An 18,251-nucleotide genomic window follows, 5' to 3' on the forward strand; every position below is an offset into this window, starting at 1 on the left:
GCACGCGTTGATCGACGGTCAGCGTCGGCCGTGAGGAGCCACCATGACCACGAAGAAGTCCATCGGCGTCGGCGTCATCTCCCTGGGATGGATGGGACGCCTTCACGCACGCGCCTACCGCTCGGTCGGCGAGCGCTTCCCCGAGCTCGGCATCGAGCCACGCCTCGTCGCCGCCGCCGACCCCCTTGAGGAGGCGCAGCGCGCCGCCACCGAGGACCTCGGCTTCGAGCGCGCACACGCCAGCTACCGCGAGCTGCTCGCCGACCCGAGCATCGAGGTCGTGTCCATCTGCGCCCCCAACTATCTCCACGCCGAGATCGCCCTGGCCGCCGTCGAGGCGGGCAAGCCCTTCTGGATCGAGAAGCCCATGGGCGTCAGCGCCGAGCAGGCCCGCAGCGTCGCCCGGGCAGCGCAGGCCGCCGGGCTCGTCACCGCCGTCGGCTTCAACTACCGCCACACCCCCGCCATCGAGTACATGCGGGAGCTGGCCCGCACCGGGGCCCTGGGGCGCCTGACCAACGTCCGTGTCTGGCTCATCGCCGACTACAACTCCTCCCCCTTGAGCCCCCTGACCTGGCGGGCCTCCCGGGACAGGGCCGGCGCCGGCGTCGTGCCCGACCTCATGAGCCACGGCGCCGACCTGGCCCAGTACGTCGTCGGGCGCATCGCCTCGGTCACCGCCATGACCGACACCTTCATCACCGAGCGCCCGGTGCCGACCACAACGGGTGTCGGCCACTCCGGCTTCGAGATCGGCGAGGAGACGGGGCCCGTGGAGAACGAGGACTACGTCGCCATGCTCGTGCGCTTCGACAACGGGGTCCTGGGGACACTGGAGTCCTCCCGGGTCTCCGTGGGGCCGCGCGCCGAGTACGTCGTCGAGGTCTACGGCACCAACGGCTCGGCGCGCTGGAACTTCGAGCGCCTCAACGAGCTCGAGGTGTGCACCACGGTCGACGGCGGACCCACCCACGGCTACACCCGCGCCATGGCCAACCCCGCCTGGGGCGAGTGGAGCCGGTACCAGCCCGCCATCGGCACCTCGATGGGCTTTGACGACCTCAAGTCCATCGAGGCCGCCCAGTTCCTGCGCTCCGTACTCACCGGCGAGCAGCTCGCCCCCTCGGCCGCTGACGCCTGGTGCGCCGCCGAGGTCGACGAGGCCGTCGTCGCCTCAGCCGCCGACGGCCGCTGGCACGACGTCCCCCACATCGAGCTCCCCACCACGTTCAACCGCTGAGAACAGCTCCGCGTCCCGGGGCGCCCGTCACTGCCGGGTGCCCCGGAGGCGCAGCACCCGCACTGATCCGACACGCCCTCCACCCGATGAACGACCCTGACCGCACAGCCAACCAGCCGTGCCGACGTGACACTCAGAAAGGACAACGCATGAGCACCGTTGCCCCGCGGATCGCCCTCAAGGGCATCACCCGTGCCGAGATGGCCCAGGCCGTCGAGCACACGCCCCCCTCGGGCAAGCACCGTGGAATCCTCGCGGTCGCCGGCGTGGCCACGCTCGGCTCCCTCCTGTTCGGCTACGACACCGGCGTCATCTCGGGCGCCCTGCCCTACATGTACATGCCCTACGCCGCACGGGGCCTGCAGCTGACGAGCCTCGAGGAGGGCGCGATCGGCGGCACCCTGCTGATCGGGGCGGCACTGGGCGCCCTCATCGGCGGGCGGCTGTCTGACCGGTACGGACGTCGCCACAACATCACGCTGCTGGCCATCGTCTTCCTCCTCGGCGCCCTGGGCACCACCTTCGCCCCCAACGTGTGGGTCATGTACCCGTTCCGCCTCGTGCTCGGCTTCGCCGTCGGCGGCGCCTCGGCGACGGTGCCCGTCTACCTCGCCGAGACCGCGCCCAAGCGGATCCGCGGGTCGATCGTCGCCATCGACCAGCTCATGATCGTCACCGGCCAGCTCCTCGCCTTCACGATGAACGCAATCATCAACCACGCCAAGGGCGGCCCCCGGCTGACGATCACCCATGACCCGAGCGGCCACTTCGAGCCGGGCTCCTACTCCTACGACACCATCACGGCGCTCCAGGCCTCCAAGGGCGGCACGATGGACTCCGCCCAGTTCCATGAGTTCCTCAACCAGCTGAGCATCTCGGCGGGCAACGGCGAGGCGTGGCGCTACATGCTCGTCCTGTGCTCGATCCCCGCCGTCGCCCTGTGGATCGGCATCCGGCTCATGCCCGAGTCCTCCCGCTGGTACATCGCCAAGGAGCGCCTCTACGACGCCATCGGCGCGCTCAAGCGGGTCCGCGACCCGCAGCGCGACGGAGCCCTGGAGGACGAGCTCATGGAGATGGCCGAGGCGCGCCAGCACGAGATCATCGAGCAGCAGCAGGCCAAGGGCCTGGGCTACGTCTGGTCGACCCCGTGGCTGCGCAAGCTCCTCCTTGTCGGCGTCTTCCTCGCGGTGGTCAACCAGACCACCGGCGTCAACACGGTCATGTACTACGCCCCCAAGGTCCTGGAGTACGCCGGCATGTCCACCTCCGCCTCGATCACCGCCCAGGTCGCCAACGGCGTCATGAGCGTCATCGGCTCGGCCATCGGCATCTGGCTCATCCTGCGGTTCCGCCGCCGCCAGATCCTCATCGCCGACGTCACCGGCGTGGGCGTCTGCCTGCTGGGCATCGCCGCGACCTTCCAGCTGGCCATCGCCCCGCACATGGGCACCGGAACGACCCCACCGGCCTGGGCCGCCTTCCTCATCCTCGGTCTCATGGCCGTGTTCATGCTCATCGTCCAGTCCTCCAACGGAACTGTCGTGTGGACGATGATGGGCGAGATCTTCCCCTCCAACGTCCGGGGGGTGATGAGCGGCGCGGCGATCTTCTGCATGTGGACCGCCAACGCGATCATCACCTGGACCTTCCCCCCGATGATCGAGAGCCTCGGCGGCGGCCTGACCTACGCGATCTACGGAGTTCTCAACCTCGTCATCGCGGTCATCCTGTTCAAGATCATGCCCGAGACCTCGGACCGGTCGCTCGAGGAGATCGAGCGGGAGATGGAGGCACGCTACTCCTGACCCTCGCCCACCCCACACTGGTCCCGACTTCGTCCTGACACATACAAAGAGCTCGCGAGCGCACGCGGCGGCGGCACCGATGCCCCGTGGCGGGAGCGCCCGACCGGCACCGCACACCCTCCAGCCCGCACCGAAGGAGATCGTCATGGCCTTCCGCCTCGACCCCGCCACCGCCATCAAGGACCCGCACGGCATCAGCTGGGGCATGCACCCCATCGCCTGGCGCAACGACGACATCAAGGAGGTCGGCGCCTTCAACACCCTGGAGGACGAGCTGCTCGACCTGGCCGACCTCGGCTACGCCGGCACTGAGGTCGCCGGCTGGTACCCCTCGAAGGAGGAGACCAAGGAGCGCGCCGAGGCCCGCGGCATCCAGATCGTCGCCCAGTGGTTCTCCAGCTTCATCGTCCGCGACGGCATCGAGGCCGTTATCCCGGAGTTCACCGAGACCTGCGAGTACCTCCAGTACCTGGGCGCCACCCGCGTCGTCGTCTCCGAGCAGACGGGCTCGGTCCAGGGCCAGCGCGACGTGTGCATCTTCACCAACAAGCCCGTGCTCACCGAGGAGGAGTGGCCCGTCCTGGCCGAGGGCCTCAACCGCCTGGGCGAGATCGCCCAGGCTCACGGTCTCCAGCTCGTCTACCACCACCACCTGGGCACGGTGGTCCAGACCAAGGCCGAGACGATCAGGCTCATGGAGCTGACCGACCCCGACAAGGTCTCGCTGCTGTTCGACACCGGCCACGCCTTCGTGGGCGACGGCGACGTCATGGGCCTGCTCGAGGCGACGATCGATCGCGTCAGGCACGTCCACTTCAAGGACGTCCGTCCCGAGAAGATGGAGGAGTCCAAGAGGCTCGAGCGCTCCTTCCTCGACTCCTTCCTCAACGGCATGTTCACCGTCCCGGGGGACGGCATGATCGACTTCACCGAGCCCTACACGTTCCTCGTCGACCACGGCTACAACGAGTGGATCCTTGTCGAGGCGGAGCAGGACCCGGCGATCGCCAATCCCCACGCGTACGGCCTCAAGGCGCGGGCCTACATCGAGAGCACCCTCCTGACGCTCTGAGGCCCACCGAGCCGGCGCGCAGCCACGACGGCGCCCCTCGACGGTGAGGCGCCCGCCCCCACGGCGGTGGGGACGGGCGCCTCACAGCGCGCGCGGCGCGCCGGGACGCGGCGGGCCCGGCGCCCGGCGGCGGCTCACAGGCTCATGTCGACCACGGCGCGCCCCTGGATCTCCCGGTTGCGCAGGGCCTCGTAGCCGGCCGCCGCCTCGGCAAGGGGCAGCCGCCTGGAGACGACGTCGCGGTAGTTGATGACACCCTGGGCGGCGAGCCCGACGACGGCGGGCAGGTCCTGGCGGGTCCGGGCGCCGTAGGACCCCAGGATCGACTGGGAGCGGCGCACCGTGCGGTTGATCTCGACCCCGGCGGTCTGCACCCCGGCGCCCAGGCCGATCGGCACCATCCGACCGCCGTCGGCCAGGACGTCGAGGGCGGTGGTCCACGTCGCCGGGATGCCCAGGGCCTCGAAGGACACGTCGACCCCCTTGCCGCCGGTCAGGCGCAGGACCTCCTGGCGGGCGTCCTGCGTCGAGGAGTTGACCACCGCGGTGGCGCCGTAGTCAAGCATCGGGGCGAGCTTGTCGTCCGAGACGTCGATGGCGATGACCTGGCTCGCACCGAAGGCCCGGGCGATCTGGACGATGTTCGTGCCCACGCCTCCGGTGGCCACGACCGCCACCGTCTCCCCGAAGCGCAGGTCGGCGCCGCGGCGCACCGCGCCGTAGCCGGTCATGGCGGCGCAGCCCAGGATCGCCGCGGGCACGAGGTCGATCGACTCGGGGACGGGGGCCACCGAGGTGGCCGGGATGACGGCGTACTGGGCCAGGCCACCCATCGAGTACATCGCGATCGGCTCGCCGTCCAGGCCCGCCAGGCGCGTCGTGCCGTCGTAGAGCTGGCCCTTGAGCCGGTTGAGGTCGAAGAAGGGACCGCACAGCTCGTCGCGTCCGGCTGAGCAGGCGGGGCACTGGCCACAGGGCATGAGGAAGGCGCCGGCGACCTGCTGGCCCAGGGCCAGGCCGGTGTGCTCGGTGCCCGGCCCCAGCTCGACGATCGTGCCGGTCACCTCGTGCCCGAGGACGGCGGGCAGGGGGAAGGCGATGGCCCCTCCGATGACGTGGAGGTCGGAGTGGCACAGGCCGCAGGCGGCGACCTTGACGAGCACCTCACCAGCCTGGGGCCGAGGGGTGCGGATCGTCTCGAGGCTCAGGCCGGTGGCGTGGTCGCGCAGGACCGCTGCGCGCATCGTGTCGGGGATCGTGACTACGTCGTCGCTGCTCATCTCGGTTCGCTTTCATCAGGCGTGCGCACGGCGGCAACCGCGGCAGGTGGCATGTCCAGGCTACTCCACGCCACTCTATTTGTCAGGACATATCGGGGGCATTGTCGCAGCCGGACCGCCTGCGACCGCGAGGTCCGCCGGAACGAAGGACCCTGCCCGGCCCCGGCCAGCACAGGACGGCCCCGGCGCCGGGGGACGTGGATGTCAGTCCACGTCCCCCCGGCGCCGGGGCGTCGGCCTGGGCGTCGTCCGGGGCATCGGCCTGGGCGTCGTCCGGGGCGTCGGCCGGAGCGTCGGCCGCGCGACCCCCGGGACCGGGACCGGGCCCGGGTCCCGGGACCGCGGGTCCCGGCGGGCTCAGACCGGGCTCAGACCTGGCTCAGACCGGGCTCAGCTGTACTCCTTCTCGAAGCGCTCCTCGAGCTCCTCGAGCGAGTGGTACTTCGTCTCGGGGACGACCTTGAGGTAGAACAGCAGTGAGCCGACGTTGATGAGGGAGAAGATGAGGTAGGTCCACGACCCTCCGATCTCCTCCATCATGATGGGGAAGACGATGGCGACCAGGGCGTTGGCCAGCCACAGCGTCCCGACAGCCAGGCCCATTGCCGTACCGCGGACCTTGGAGGGGAAGATCTCGGCGATGATGACCCACGTGACCGTTCCCGACTGCTTGGCGAAGACGAAGAGGCAGACGATAAGGAGCACGAGGTAGGGGGCGAATGTCGGAGCGCCGATGATGTCGCCCTCGTCGTTCTGGTAGGGCTGGATGAGGAAGAAGAAGGCCGCCGACAGCAGACCCAGGGAGATGACGATGCTCGTCTCCTGGTAGATGCCCACGTGGCGGCGGGCGAAGCGGGTCACCAGCCACAGTCCGACGGCCGAGCCGATGAAGGAGATTCCTCCCGACACGACGTTGAGGGAGATGGCGTCACTCATGGGCAGGCCCGCCGCCGACAGGACCTTGGGCGTGTAGTACATGGCCGTGTTGATGCCGGTCAGCTGGTCGGCCAGCCCCAGGATGATGCCGATGAACAGGAGCTTCCTCGTCCACTTCGTGCTCACGATCTGTCCGAGGCTCCACTTCTCCTGGTTGGCCTCCTTGCGCTGGACCTCGAGCATCTCGTCGATCTCGTCGGCGATGGGGCCGTCCTTGTCCTCGTTGCGCACGCGCTTGAGCGAGCCGATGGCCTCGGGGATGCGCTGGTTGGCGACGTACCACCGGGAGGACTCGGGCATGAGCCGGATGCCGATCCACAGGGCGATGGCGGGCAGTGAGGCAAGGATGAGCATGTAGCGCCATGTCATGCCGTTGCCGTCAGCGATGGAGAACATGCCGTTGGCGAACTGGTTGGCCACCGAGTCCGACCAGTCCAGGCTCCGCCCGTCAGTGGTGTTGACGTGCGGGCCGCCGTGCATCTGCGCCAGGACGGCGTTCATGGAGAAGGCGAGGAACTGGCCGAAGACGATCATCATCTGGTCGACGGCCACGAGGGTCCCGCGGATGCGCTTGGGGGCGGTCTCCCCGAGGAAGACCGGGACGATACCCGAGGCGCCACCGACGGCGAAGCCGAGGACGAAACGGAAGACGTAGAGGACCCACACGTTCGGGCTCAGGGCGCAGCCCACTGCGCCGACGAAGAAGACGATGGCGAGCAGGATGATGTTGTGGCGCCGCCCGTACTTGTCGGAGAGCTTGCCGCTGACCGCGGCGCCCACGGCCGCTCCGATGCACAGCAGCCCGCCGATCCACCCCTCCTCGGTCGTGGTCAGCGCCAGACCGCCACCGTCGCGGGGCAGGTACATGTAGGGCAGGGCTCCGGAGATGACGCCGGTGTCGTAACCGAAGAGCAGGGAGCCGAGGGTCGCCACGAACGCGATGAGGCCCAGCGAGCGCCTCTTGCCCGAGGGCGGGGTCTTGTCGACCAGTTCCTGGATCGAGTCGCGCGAGAGATGCGTCGCGACAGAGGGGGTGTCTGACATTGTGTCTCCTTGACGCGCCCGCCGACACAGGCGGGCTCCGGGAATGTGCCACAGGGACTGCTCGGGGCAGGGCTGACGGGCTCCTGCACCCGGTTGGTGGCGCCCCCACCCCGCGGCACACGGGCAGGGACGACGAGGCGGGTCAGGCGCCCAGCTCCTCGGTCAGGCGGGCCAGTGCGGCCTTGTTGTACTCGTCGGCGCGCTCGTGCCACCCGAAGATGCACACTGACACGATCCCGGTGAAGCCGACCTCACGCAGGGTCGGGAAGACCTCGTCCCAGGCCACCTCGCCCATGCCGATGGCATTGTGCTGGTGGACGGTCACGTCGGCTCCAGGGGGGTTGACGATGTAGCGGTTGCCGTCGTTGGCGCGGTGGTTGAAGCCGTCGGCGACGTGCACCTCGCGCAGCTTGCCGGCAGCGGCGGCCGAGCGGATCATACGGGCGGCGTCGCCCGCGCCGTCGGACAGGTGGAAGGTGTGGGGGCAGCAGTACTCGTAGCCGACCCAGTCCTTGTCCAGGCTGCGCACAAGCTCCAGGGCACGGTCGTGCAGCTCGACGAAGTCGTAGGGATGGGCCTCCATGATGAGGTTGATGCCGTAGCGCTCGAAGTCGGGGGCGAGCTCCTCGACAGAGCGGTACCACTGCTGCTCCGAGCGGCTCGCGCGATTGCGGTCACCGGAGAACTCCGAGACGATGTCACGCACCTCGAGGGCGTCGGCGAGCTCGAGGAGGCGCCGCCAGTTGCGCACCTGCGCCTGACGCTCGGCCTCATCGGGCGAGGACCAGTTGAACACGGGGTTGAGAGTGCGCACCGAGACCCCCGTGTCTCGCTGGGCCCTACGCAGCTCCTCGACGAAGGCGCGGTCGGCCTTCGGGTAGTGGTGCCACAGGTGGAACTCGTGGTTCGGGGACAGCTCGACGAACCGGAACCCCAGCTCAGCCGCCTTGTGCAACGTGTCCGCGGTGGACATCGTCGCGTAGTACATGTTGGGATCGAGGGCGATATCAACCATCGGGTGTCCTCTCAGGTGTCGACGTCGGCGTCGATGGAGTGAGTATGTCATGACAATATGAGTGTGTACAGGCCCTTGTCTCACAGGGTCTCACAGGTTTCCCACGGGCCCGCGCACGAGGCGACCCAGGCGGGCCCCGCGACCTCGACCAGTCACGGGACCCACCTGGGTCGCAGGCGATCAGGCGTAGAAGGCGGGCTTGGCGATCATCTCGACGTCGACCTGAAGGCCGCCGTCCTCCAGGGAGGCCAGACCGGCGTCGACCACGCAGGTGGCGGCGTAGCCGTCCCAGGAGGTCGAGCCGGTGTGCCGGTCGGCCGCCACGGCGTTGATCCACTCCTGGACCTCACGGTTGAAGGCCTCCTGGAAGCGGTCGATGTGAGACTGGCACATGGCGTTGCGGTTGCCAGCAGTGTCCCGGACGTGCACCCGCTCCTGGTCACCCAGGCGCACGGTCCCGGCCTCCATGACGAGCTCGCACTCGATGGAGTATCCGAACTGGATGTTGACGTTGACCTCGTCGTCAATGAGCACCCCCGAGGCGGTCCTGGCCACGAGGACGAGCGGGTCCTGAAGGTGGTCGTAGCGCCGCGAGGTGGCCCTGGGGGTGTCGACCCGCACCGAGACGATCTCCTCGTCCAGCAGGAAGCGGCAGATGTCGATCTCGTGGATCGCGGTGTCGTCGATCATGTTGCGGGTGGTGTAGCCCTCCGGAACCGAGGGGTTGCGGTGCCGGCAGTGGACGAGCGTGGCGTAGCCATGCTCCCCGGCGTCGAGCACCTCCTTCATCTGCCGGTAGGCCGTGTCGAAGCGCCGCATGAAGCCGACCGTGACCAGCTTCTTGCCGGCCTTCTGCTCGGCCTCCATGATGGCGATGCAGTCCTCGGGGGTGGTGGCCAGGGGCTTCTCGCACAGGACGTACTTGCCGGCCTCGACACAGGCGATGACGTCCGGGGCGTGGACCTTGCCGAAGGTGGCGATGAGGACGGCGTCGACCTGAGGGTCGGCGATGAGCTCGGCCGAGGAGGTGTAGACGGTCGCGCCATAGGGCTCGGCCGCGGTGCGTGCGGCCTCGGCGTTGATGTCCGCCACGGCTGCGATACGCGCCCCGGCGAGGTCGTTGTGGATGCGGGCGAGGTGGGCCCGGCCCATCCCTCCCGCGCCGATCAGTCCGATACCGAGGGTCATGGTGGTTCTTCTCCTTGATGGTTCGTGGTGGCGTGTCCGGCGACGTCGTGGGAGGCTCGCCGGCTCAGGCCAGGCCCAGTCCGCACTCGGCCAGGTACGTGCGCATGTTGACGGCGTTGGGCTTGGGGAAGGAGGGGTCGCAGGGGTAGCAGTCCTGCTCGCAGATGCAGTAGATGTCCCGAGAGCTCGTCGTCGACAGCTCGGCCAGGGCGTCGACGAAGGCGTGCATCTCAGGAAGTCCCGCCGGCGGGCACACCGAGGCGCCCTTGGTCACGGCCTCACCGAAGGGCCAGTCCTTCTCATGGGCCTCACGGGTGATGTCCTCGTCGAAGGCCTTGATGTGGACGTAGGTGACGCGCTCGGGGTAGTCGGCCACGAGGCGGACGGGGTCTCCCCCGCCGTAGACGACGTGCCCGGAGTCCAGGCAGAGGTTGACGTAGGCCGGGTCGGTGGCGTCCAGGACGCGGGCGATCTCCTCGGGGGTCTCGATGTGGGAGTCGCCGTGGGGGTGGAGGACCATCTTGAGGCCGTAGTCCTCCAGGAGCATTCGTCCCAGGGCGTTGGCGTGCTCGACGTAGAGCCTCCAGGCCTCGGGGCTCAGGACGCGGTCGTCGGTCCACTCCCAGGTCTTGTCGTCCCGGTAGAGCGGGGGCAGGTGGACGATGTACTCCGCGCCGACGGCGGCGTGGGTCTCCGCGATCGCCCGGAAGGTCTCCAGGGTCTGGGGCCAGGCCTCCTCCTTGTGGAGGATCCCCCAGCCGGTGCCCGCCACGACGCGCATGCCGAACTCATCGCACCACCTGCGCAGCTCAGCGGGATCGGTCGGGAAGTAGCCGAAGGGGCCGGTCTCGATCACCTCGAAGCCCGCCTCGGCCATCTCCTGCCACGCCTGGCGTGGGTCCATCTGCTTGGGGTCCCGTGGGAACCACACGCCCCACTGGTCCGGGCACACTCCGATGGTGAGCCTGGAGTACTTCGGATCGTTGGTGTTGACAGCCTTGGACATCGTCGTCGCTCCTGGGTCAGGGTTGGTCCGAATCGTTTCGGATGCGCCTCAGTCTACGTGCTCGCGATGGATATGACCATAGTTTTGTGAGGACAAAGTTGATCGGAGTCCCGACCCTCCCCCGGCCGGGCCCGGTCAGCCTCAGGCCGCACCCGACCTGTGCCCCGTCGACACGGCGGTCCCCCGGGGCGCAGGTGCGCCCCGGGGGACCGGGTGGGCAGCGTGGTCAGGGCCTGGCGGGACCGCCTCGACCGGGCCGAGGTGACGGCGGGACCGGAGCCGGGCCCGACGGGCTCACTCCTCGCGCTGGAAGGACATCGTGGCGGCGAAGGTCTTCTCGCTGGGCCAGCGGGAGGTGACGGCCTTGGCCCGGGTGTAGAAGCGCACGCCCTCGGGGCCGTGGATGTGGGTGTCCCCGAGCAGCGACTCCTTCCACCCGCCGAAGGAGTAGTACGCCACGGGCGTGGGGATCGGGACGTTGATGCCGACCATGCCGGCCTCGACGTCGAGCTCGAAGCGCCTGGCCACCCCTCCGTCGTTGGTGAAGATCGCCGCGCCGTTGCCGTAGGGCGAGGAGTTGACCAGCGAGATGGCCTCCTCGTAGGTGTCGGCGTGGACGATGGCGAGCACCGGCCCGAAGACTTCCTCGGAGTACAGGGAGGAGTCGAGGGGGACCTCGTCGACCACGGTGGGGCCCAGGAAGTGCCCGCCCTCGTAGCCTGGGACGACGAGCGACCGTCCGTCGAGGACGACCCGGGCCCCGCGGGACTCGGCGTCGTCGATGAGCGAGACGATGAACTCCTTGGACTTGGCGTCGATGACCGGCCCCATCTCGACCCCCTCGTCCATGCCGTAGCCGACCTTGATCCTCTCGGCGTTGGCCCGGACCTTCTCGGCGAGCTCGGGGCCGCAGCCGCCGACGGCCACGACCACCGGCAGCGCCATGCAGCGCTCGCCCGCGGCACCGAAGGCCGCGGCCGTGATGTGCTGGGCCGCGAAGTCGAGGTCCGAGTCGGGCATGACGATGGCGTGGTTGTTCGCCCCGCCCAGGGCCTGGACGCGCTTGCCGTGGCTGACGCCGGTGTCCTGGACGATGTGGGCCACCGGGGTCGACCCGACGAAGGAGATGGCGTCAATGCCCGGGTGCTCGAGCACCTTGGTCACCATCGTGCGGTTGCCCGACACGACGTTGAAGACGCCGTCGGGCAGCCCGGCCTCCTTGTACAGCTCGGCGGTGAGCAGGGCCGCCGAGGGCGTGGCCGAGGCCGGCTTGAGGATGAAGGCGTTACCGGTGGCGATGGCCACGGGGTGCATCCACATCGGCACCATGGCCGGGAAGTTGAAGGGGCAGATGCCTGCCACGACTCCCACGGGCTGGCGCAGGGTGTGGATGTCGACCCCCGAGGAGATGTCGAAGGAGTACTCGCCCTTGAGGGCGAGGTTGATGGAGGTGGCGAAGTCGAGGGTCTCGCGACCGCGCTGGACCTCACCGACGGCGTCGGAGTAGTTCTTGCCGTGCTCGGCCACGATGAGACGAGCCAGCTCGTCCTCGTGGTCCAGGACGAGCTGGCGCATGCGGAACATGATCGCCGTGCGCTTGGCCAGGGAGACCTTGGCCCACTCCTTCTGGGCGCGACGGGCCACCTCGACCGCGTGGTCGAGATCGGCGTCGGAGGCCTGGAGGAGCTCGGCCTCGACCTGTCCGGTGGCGGGGTTCTCCACGGCGAAGCGCCCGATCGGAGCCCCCTCGTAGTGCTGTCCGTCGATCCAGTGGGAGATCGTCTTCATCGTCATTGACTCCTCAGCCTCCTCAGGCTCCGCAAGACTCCGTGGCGGTGGGGGCGCCCGCACGGGCTGGTGGCACGGCACGAGCCCCCTGACGCCCAACCTTAGCGCGGTGCAGGTCGAGGACCAATGTCTTTGTCAGCACATTTCGCGGCGCTCCCGCCGACGCCCCGACGCCCCGACGACCCCGGAAGGGTGGTCGACACCACCGCGAGATCGGGACAAATGACACCCCGAGATCGGGGGAAGTGGCACATCGGGCTGGTCTTCTCGCCGAGCCCCCGCCTGGGCGTCCAGCCCGTCCCCTCGTCGACCGGTCATGTGACTGTCGACCGTCTATGTGACAGCAAACGCCCGGTCGAGAGTTACATGACCGGTCGGGGGACGCGTGACCGGTCGAGGGTGGCCGGGGCGTGCGCGCGGGGACGGCGAGGTAGTGCACACATCAACTACCCTCGCGGCCCAGGTGGATGCCCGTGATTGAGCCGAATAATGATCGTCTTGTAGCAGGCGGAGCGGCTGTCTGTGTGCGTCGAGGGGGTCGTTGCACATCTCAGGACCCCACGACCGTCCCCGCCACGGGAACTGGTCGGGAGGATCGGCGTCATTCCGCGGTTTCTCCCCGCCGTCCCCCGGCTGCCACGCGCCTGTTCTGTGCATCACACCCCGGTCGGGGTGCGGGCCGCCCAGGGACCTCAGATGAACAGGTTCATGTTCGAGCGGTCGTTGTCGTTGAGCATCGTGGCCACTCCCCCGATCTCGACGCCGTCGATGAGCTCAGCGGCCGTGATCCCCATGATGTCCATGCTCATCTGGCAGGCGGTCAGACGCACCCCGGCCTCCTGCGCCGACGCGATGAGCTCCTCGAGGCTGGCGACTCCCTTGGCCCGCATGACCCGGCGCATCATGGCCGCGCCGGTGCCCCCCATGTTCATCCTCGACAGCCCGAGCCTGCCCGCGCCCCGCGGGAGCATCTCGGCGAAAGCCCGGGACACCGCGTCCTTGGGTGTGCGGGGGCGCTCGGGGCGCCGGATGACCGACAGTCCCCAGAAGGTGAAGAACATGTTGACCCTGTCGCCCATGGCCGCCGCCCCGTTGGCGATGACGAAGGCGGCCAGGGCACGGTCGAGGTCACCGTCGAAGACGATGATCGTCTTCTCCCGGCCCCCGGTCGCGCCTGCCTCCCGGTCACCGTCCGGCCGCTCCGAGGGCTGCGAGGCGGCCCCGTCCTTGCGGATGACGGCCGTGCAGCGGCCCGCCTCGACGTCCTTGGACACGAGGGTGTTGCCGGTGGTCTGCGCCCAGGCGGCGATGTCGCGGGCGAAACCGGGGTCGGTGGCCACGACCCGCAGGGACTCACCCTCTGCCAGGCCTGCGACGGCGCGGGCGACCTCGACGATCGGGCCGGGACAGCTCATCCCGCACACATCGAGAGGGATGACCGTCCCGGCAGGAGCCGGGACGGCACCGGCGCCGGCCGCGTCGGTGACTGGGTCGGTGGCTGGATCGGCGGCCGCGTCGGTGGCTGTCCCTGCCTCGGAGGCCGCGGCTTCGGTCGTGCTCTGCGTCGCCTGCGCAGCCTCCTGTCCCCCCTCGTCGTCCCGGGGCCCCAGGTCGCACCAGGTGCGGTACCCGCCGGCGAGGTTGGCGGCCTGGAACCCGTGGCCGGTCAGGATCCGCTCGGCGACATAGCCTCGCAGGCCCACAGCGCAGTAGACGAGGTAGGGGGTCCGCGGGTCAAGCTCGTCGAGGCGCTCGCGCAGCTGGGCCAGCGGGACGTGCACCGATCCCGGGATCGCACCGACGGCCACCTCGGCGTCCTCGCGCACGTCGAGCAGGGTCCAGGCCCCGGGATCGGCCCGCCACTGGCGATACAGGACCGGACGGGTCAGGCCCGCCAGAACGTCCTGCGCGACGCACCCGGCGACGTTGACCGGGTCCTTGGCGCTGGAGAAGGGCGGGGCGTAGGCCAGCTCGAGGGAGGCGAGGTCATCGGCGCTCCCTCCCAGGCGGATCGTCGCGGCGATCGTGTCGATGCGCTTGTCGACCCCCTCGGAGCCGACGGCCTGGGCGCCCAATACCACTCCGGAGGAGTCGACGACCACCTTGAGGGTGAGGGCGCTGGCACCCGGGTAGTAGCCCGCGTGGCTCATCGGGTGGACGAGCGCGACGTGGAAGTCGGTGCCGAGCACCTTGCCCGCGTCTTCGAGCGCCTTCTCGCTCCACCCGGTCCAGGCCGCCGTCAGGTCGAGGACCCTGAGCACCGAGGTACCGATCGTGCCGCGGTAGGGCTCGGGCTCACGCCCCAGCACCGCCGCGGCCACGGCCCGGCCCTGGCGGTTCGCGGGGCCGGCCAGGGCGACCGCGTGGGTGCCGCCCAGGATCGGCTCGGCGCCCTCGGTCACGTCCCCGACGGCGTAGACATCGGGGTCGGAGGTCCGCAGCTCGGCGTCGACGAGGACGTGCCCCCGCTCACCGACGCTCAGCCCCGCGTCCCTGGCCAGCTCGGAGTTGGGCCTCGCCCCCAGGCTGAGGACCACCATGTCGGTCTCGACCGAGGTGCCGTCGTCGAGCCGCACGCGACCGCCGTCCTCGTCGATGTCGCTCAGCCCCGCACCGAGCCGCAGGTCGACGCCCCGGCTCACCAGGTGGTTCTCGACGAGGCGGGCCATGTCACCGTCCAGAGGCGCGAGCACCTGCCCCTCCTTGTCCACGACCGTGACCTCGAGGCCCAGCGCCATGAGGTTGTCCACCATCTCCAGGCCGATGAGGCCCGCACCCACGACCACCGCGCGACGCGGCGAGCGGCGCTCGACGAAGTCCTTGACCCGGTCGGCGTCCGGGACGGTCCACAACGTGAAGACGTTGTCCGCTCCCAGCCCCGTCAGCGCCGGGACGACCGGGGAGGAGCCGGTAGCCAGGATGAGCTTGTCGTAGCGCTCGGTGTACACCTCATCGGTGCGCAGGTCCTTGACGGTCAGCGTGCGCGCCCCCGGGTCAAGGGCCTTGGCGAGGCTGAGGTCACGCACGTCGACGGCGTAGGTCGCCTCGATCGCCTCCTTGGAGGACACGAACAGGGCGTCGCGCCGTGCGATGGCCCCTCCGACGTAGTACGGCAGGCCGCAGCTGGCGTAGGACAGGTACTCGCCCTTGTCGATGAGCAGGATCTCGGCCGTCTCGTCCAGCCTGCGGATACGGGCGGCCGCCGTGGCTCCACCGGCCACGCCTCCGACGATGATGATCTTCACGTGCCAACTCCGTACGTCTCGGTGTCTGTCGGTCAGTGTGTGCGGCGCTGCGGTCGGGGCGGGCCACCGCCCCGACCGCTCAGGGTCCTTGGGGGCGACCCGACTCGAGGCCCCTCCACAAGTCTATACCCGAGGGGGTATCGGGGCCTCCGAGGGGCAGGTGGACCTCAAGTGGACGAGGGCGCCCGCGGGCACGGTGCCCTTGGGCGCCCTCGCCCCTGAGGACCGGCCCACAGGACCGGCGCTGAGACAAGCGCAGAGACCGGCCCCCAGGGACAGGCAGCCGTCACAGGTAGTAGCGCTGTGGACGGCGGTCCTGGGTGTAGCGCTCGTAGGCCGGCTGGATGGACTCCAGGCGGGACACCCCCGACATGACTCGTGTCATTGTGTGTAGATCAGTGGTCGGGGGCAGCGCGCAGCCACTCGTGTCACGCACCCCTAGTCAGAGTCTGTCCCGGCCTTCGGGGCATCGCTGCTACGGACATAGGTGATGGTGAACTCTTTGACCTGGCGGTAGACCTGCTGGCGCAGACGGAGATCGAACCAACTCGTGTCAAAGGGCTGGAATACGTCAAGGCCCCTCCCGAGCACGATCAGCCACCCGGTATCAGTGGCGATGGAGCGGTCGTGGATCGAGTCCTTGAAGGCATATTCGAAGGCGATTCCGGCCACCGCCGCGTTGTCACGGATCGTCTCGAGGTTCTCCGCCTGCTTGCGTGCGTGCTCCGGAGTCGCGTCCGCCTTCGTGGTCAGATGTACGGCGACTTCGGCCGCACGGTCGGTCACCTTAGCGATCGTCTCAATAAGCTCAATGAGGTTGCGCGCCTGGTGCGGCTGCCTGATGTACGGGTCGACAATCTTGATGCGTGTCGCTCCGCGCAGGTACGGGCCGAAGAAACGGTCGTAACTGAACCCTCGTCGCCCCTCAGCAAAAAACATAGGACCCTCCCGCAAGTCAGAAGCCGTCTTCTGTGGCTCTCGGGTCACCCTGTCACCCTCAGGCTCGGCAGCGCCGCGGGTACCCACAGCCTCACGTGAGCGCACGTTCTCAACGGTGTCGTCATGATCGACAACACCATGTCGGTGGTACAGCTCGGGATACTCCTCCTCCTCAAGAGTGCCGACCTCCTGCCAACCATGGACGGTGCTGTAGCCGAAACGCACCGGGGTCATGGTCCCGTCGATGCGCACGAGCTGGTCCTTGACTCGCTTGCGGCCCTCGATGGCCACCCTCAGGAGCGCCTCGATCTCGTCCGCTCCGGCTTGTCCGGAGGGGTGGATGAGCTTCATCAGCCCGGAAAAGGTCTTGTGAATACCGTCCCGGTCGCGAGTGGAGATGTCCTCGGAGAGATTGAGGTACTCCTGGTAGTGGTCGGAGTAGTCAAGGTCGCGCTGAGACTTGAGGACCTCTGCCAGGTAGTCGACGACGAAGCCGTAGCCGGTGGAGAACATCTCGCCGCGAATCTGCTCGAACTCCCACCCCGGCACGTAGCTGTGGATGCGGTCGAGGAAAGCGGGATCGTGATACTGTTCGGGGAGCTCGTCGAACAGGTCGGAGTTCTTGAGCATATAGGGTACGGAGTGGGCAGTGTTTCCCACGAAGACCATCGAGGCCTCAGCACCGAGGGTCTCGACACCGCGGGAGAACGACTTGTTGGCCATGTAGTTCTTCATGATGTCGACGAGCGCCCGGTCCGCCCGCTTCTTGCGGCCGGCGAACTCGTCGAAGGCGACGCAGTCCCAGTATCCGACGAGCCCGATCCTCCCGTTCGCGTTGTTGACAAAGAGCTTGGGTACCGTCACCTCTCCCCCGGAGATCAGCATCCCGTGCGGGGAGAACTCGGAGTAGATGTGGGACTTACCGGTTCCCTTGGGACCGAGCTCGATGAGGTTGTAGTTTCGTTCGACGAAGGGGACGAGGCGCACGAGGTGGAGGAGCTTGGTGCGGGCGCCGAGCATCTCGGGGTTGAAGCCGATGGACTGGATGAGCAGGTCGATCCACTCCTCGGTGGTGAACTGCTCGCGCGTGTCGGTGTAGGACTGGAGGTCGAGTCGGGAGAGTTGGATGGGTTTGAGGGAGTGAAGTCGCCAGGGGACCTCCTTCGGGTCCCCGGAGTGTGCGTAGACGATGTCGCAGATGCACCACACGCCACCGGTAAGGAGCTTGGGATGGTCCCGCACCGTGTCGGCACCGATCTCGACCCGGGAGATGCCGAGGTTGGAGAACTCGGCCTCGTAGATGTCCTGGCGCTCATTGAGGGAGACGGAGACCTTGTCGATGATGCGGTGCCGCCCCTTCTCACGAATGCGGGACTGGACCAGCCGGTTCTCACCGCGGTGGACGTAGTGGTCGCGGAGGATGGAGCGCACCTGTTCGATGCCGGTGCGAATGGTCGCCTCGTCATCGGTGGCCGCGTACTGCCCCAGGAGGTACTCCAGCACGTAGGTGGGCACGATGGCATTGCCCTTCACGGCCTTGACGAGGTCTTTTCGGACGACGACACCGGGGAAGGCAGCTGCGATCTTACGGTCCAGCTCCGATGGCGTGCTGGCGGTCGGACACTGGCTGGCGCGTGGCGCCTCCACAGGTCCGGGCTCATGAGCGGACAGCTCTGAGTTGGTCATCTCT

At 68.6% G+C, this 18,251-nt stretch carries 11 protein-coding genes; 3 read left to right on the top strand and 8 right to left on the bottom strand.

Annotation, left to right across the window (positions count from 1 at the left end; all coding sequences use genetic code 11):
* The first annotated feature begins 43 nt into the window (after positions 1-43).
* The 3 genes from EL245_RS05055 (at position 44) to iolE (ending at position 4,120) form a co-directional block, all read left to right on the top strand.
* Positions 44-1,240, top strand: a complete 1,197-nt coding sequence (locus EL245_RS05055; RefSeq protein ID WP_126382178.1) for a Gfo/Idh/MocA family protein — start codon at positions 44-46, stop codon at positions 1,238-1,240.
* 149 nt (positions 1,241-1,389) lie between these two features.
* Positions 1,390-3,048 (top strand): MFS transporter, encoded by a 1,659-nt coding sequence (locus EL245_RS05060; protein ID WP_126382179.1) that lies wholly within the window; start codon positions 1,390-1,392, stop codon positions 3,046-3,048.
* Between the two features lie 145 nt (positions 3,049-3,193).
* Positions 3,194-4,120, top strand: a complete 927-nt coding sequence (iolE, locus tag EL245_RS05065; protein WP_126382180.1) for a myo-inosose-2 dehydratase — start codon at positions 3,194-3,196, stop codon at positions 4,118-4,120.
* A 134-nt stretch (positions 4,121-4,254) separates the two neighbouring features.
* On the opposite strand, the gene EL245_RS05070 is transcribed toward iolE, so the two are convergent.
* The 8 genes from EL245_RS05070 to brxL form a co-directional block, all read right to left on the bottom strand.
* Entirely contained in the window at positions 4,255-5,400 is a 1,146-nt protein-coding gene (locus EL245_RS05070) for a zinc-binding dehydrogenase (protein ID WP_126382181.1), read from the bottom strand.
* 390 nt (positions 5,401-5,790) lie between these two features.
* The gene (locus EL245_RS05075) at positions 5,791-7,380 is read right to left on the bottom strand and encodes an MFS transporter (RefSeq protein ID WP_126382182.1); all 1,590 of its coding nucleotides are present in this window, start codon (positions 7,378-7,380) and stop codon (positions 5,791-5,793) included.
* 142 nt (positions 7,381-7,522) lie between these two features.
* Positions 7,523-8,395 carry a sugar phosphate isomerase/epimerase family protein gene (locus EL245_RS05080; protein WP_126382183.1) on the bottom strand — a complete coding sequence of 291 codons (873 nt, stop codon included), beginning with the start codon at positions 8,393-8,395 and terminating at the stop codon, positions 7,523-7,525.
* Positions 8,396-8,575: 180 nt separating this feature from the next.
* Entirely contained in the window at positions 8,576-9,583 is a 1,008-nt protein-coding gene (locus tag EL245_RS05085; RefSeq protein WP_126382184.1) for a Gfo/Idh/MocA family protein, read from the bottom strand.
* Between the two features lie 64 nt (positions 9,584-9,647).
* On the bottom strand, positions 9,648-10,589 hold the full coding sequence (locus EL245_RS05090; RefSeq protein ID WP_126382185.1) for a sugar phosphate isomerase/epimerase family protein: 942 nt from the start codon (positions 10,587-10,589) through the stop codon (positions 9,648-9,650).
* 294 nt (positions 10,590-10,883) lie between these two features.
* Positions 10,884-12,377, bottom strand: coding sequence for a CoA-acylating methylmalonate-semialdehyde dehydrogenase (locus EL245_RS05095; protein ID WP_126384084.1), 1,494 nt, complete (start codon positions 12,375-12,377; stop codon positions 10,884-10,886).
* A 692-nt stretch (positions 12,378-13,069) separates the two neighbouring features.
* A complete protein-coding gene (locus tag EL245_RS05100) occupies positions 13,070-15,622 on the bottom strand; it encodes an FAD-dependent oxidoreductase (protein WP_126382186.1) in 2,553 nt (850 codons plus the stop codon).
* A 438-nt stretch (positions 15,623-16,060) separates the two neighbouring features.
* Positions 16,061-18,247, bottom strand: coding sequence for a BREX system Lon protease-like protein BrxL (gene brxL / locus EL245_RS05105; RefSeq protein WP_126382187.1), 2,187 nt, complete (start codon positions 18,245-18,247; stop codon positions 16,061-16,063).
* Between the last annotated feature and the right edge of the window lie 4 nt (positions 18,248-18,251).

It is taken from the genome of Actinomyces howellii, assembly GCF_900637165.1.
Classification (GTDB): domain Bacteria; phylum Actinomycetota; class Actinomycetes; order Actinomycetales; family Actinomycetaceae; genus Actinomyces; species Actinomyces howellii.

Coding starts and splice junctions, on each gene's coding strand:
- EL245_RS05055 (WP_126382178.1), top strand. CDS start 44: ATGACCACGAAGAAGTCCATCGGCGTCGGCGTCATCTCCCTGGGATGG.
- EL245_RS05060 (WP_126382179.1), top strand. CDS start 1,390: ATGAGCACCGTTGCCCCGCGGATCGCCCTCAAGGGCATCACCCGTGCC.
- iolE (WP_126382180.1), top strand. CDS start 3,194: ATGGCCTTCCGCCTCGACCCCGCCACCGCCATCAAGGACCCGCACGGC.
- EL245_RS05070 (WP_126382181.1), bottom strand. CDS start 5,400: ATGAGCAGCGACGACGTAGTCACGATCCCCGACACGATGCGCGCAGCG.
- EL245_RS05075 (WP_126382182.1), bottom strand. CDS start 7,380: ATGTCAGACACCCCCTCTGTCGCGACGCATCTCTCGCGCGACTCGATC.
- EL245_RS05080 (WP_126382183.1), bottom strand. CDS start 8,395: ATGGTTGATATCGCCCTCGATCCCAACATGTACTACGCGACGATGTCC.
- EL245_RS05085 (WP_126382184.1), bottom strand. CDS start 9,583: ATGACCCTCGGTATCGGACTGATCGGCGCGGGAGGGATGGGCCGGGCC.
- EL245_RS05090 (WP_126382185.1), bottom strand. CDS start 10,589: ATGTCCAAGGCTGTCAACACCAACGATCCGAAGTACTCCAGGCTCACC.
- EL245_RS05095 (WP_126384084.1), bottom strand. CDS start 12,377: ATGAAGACGATCTCCCACTGGATCGACGGACAGCACTACGAGGGGGCT.
- brxL (WP_126382187.1), bottom strand. CDS start 18,247: ATGACCAACTCAGAGCTGTCCGCTCATGAGCCCGGACCTGTGGAGGCG.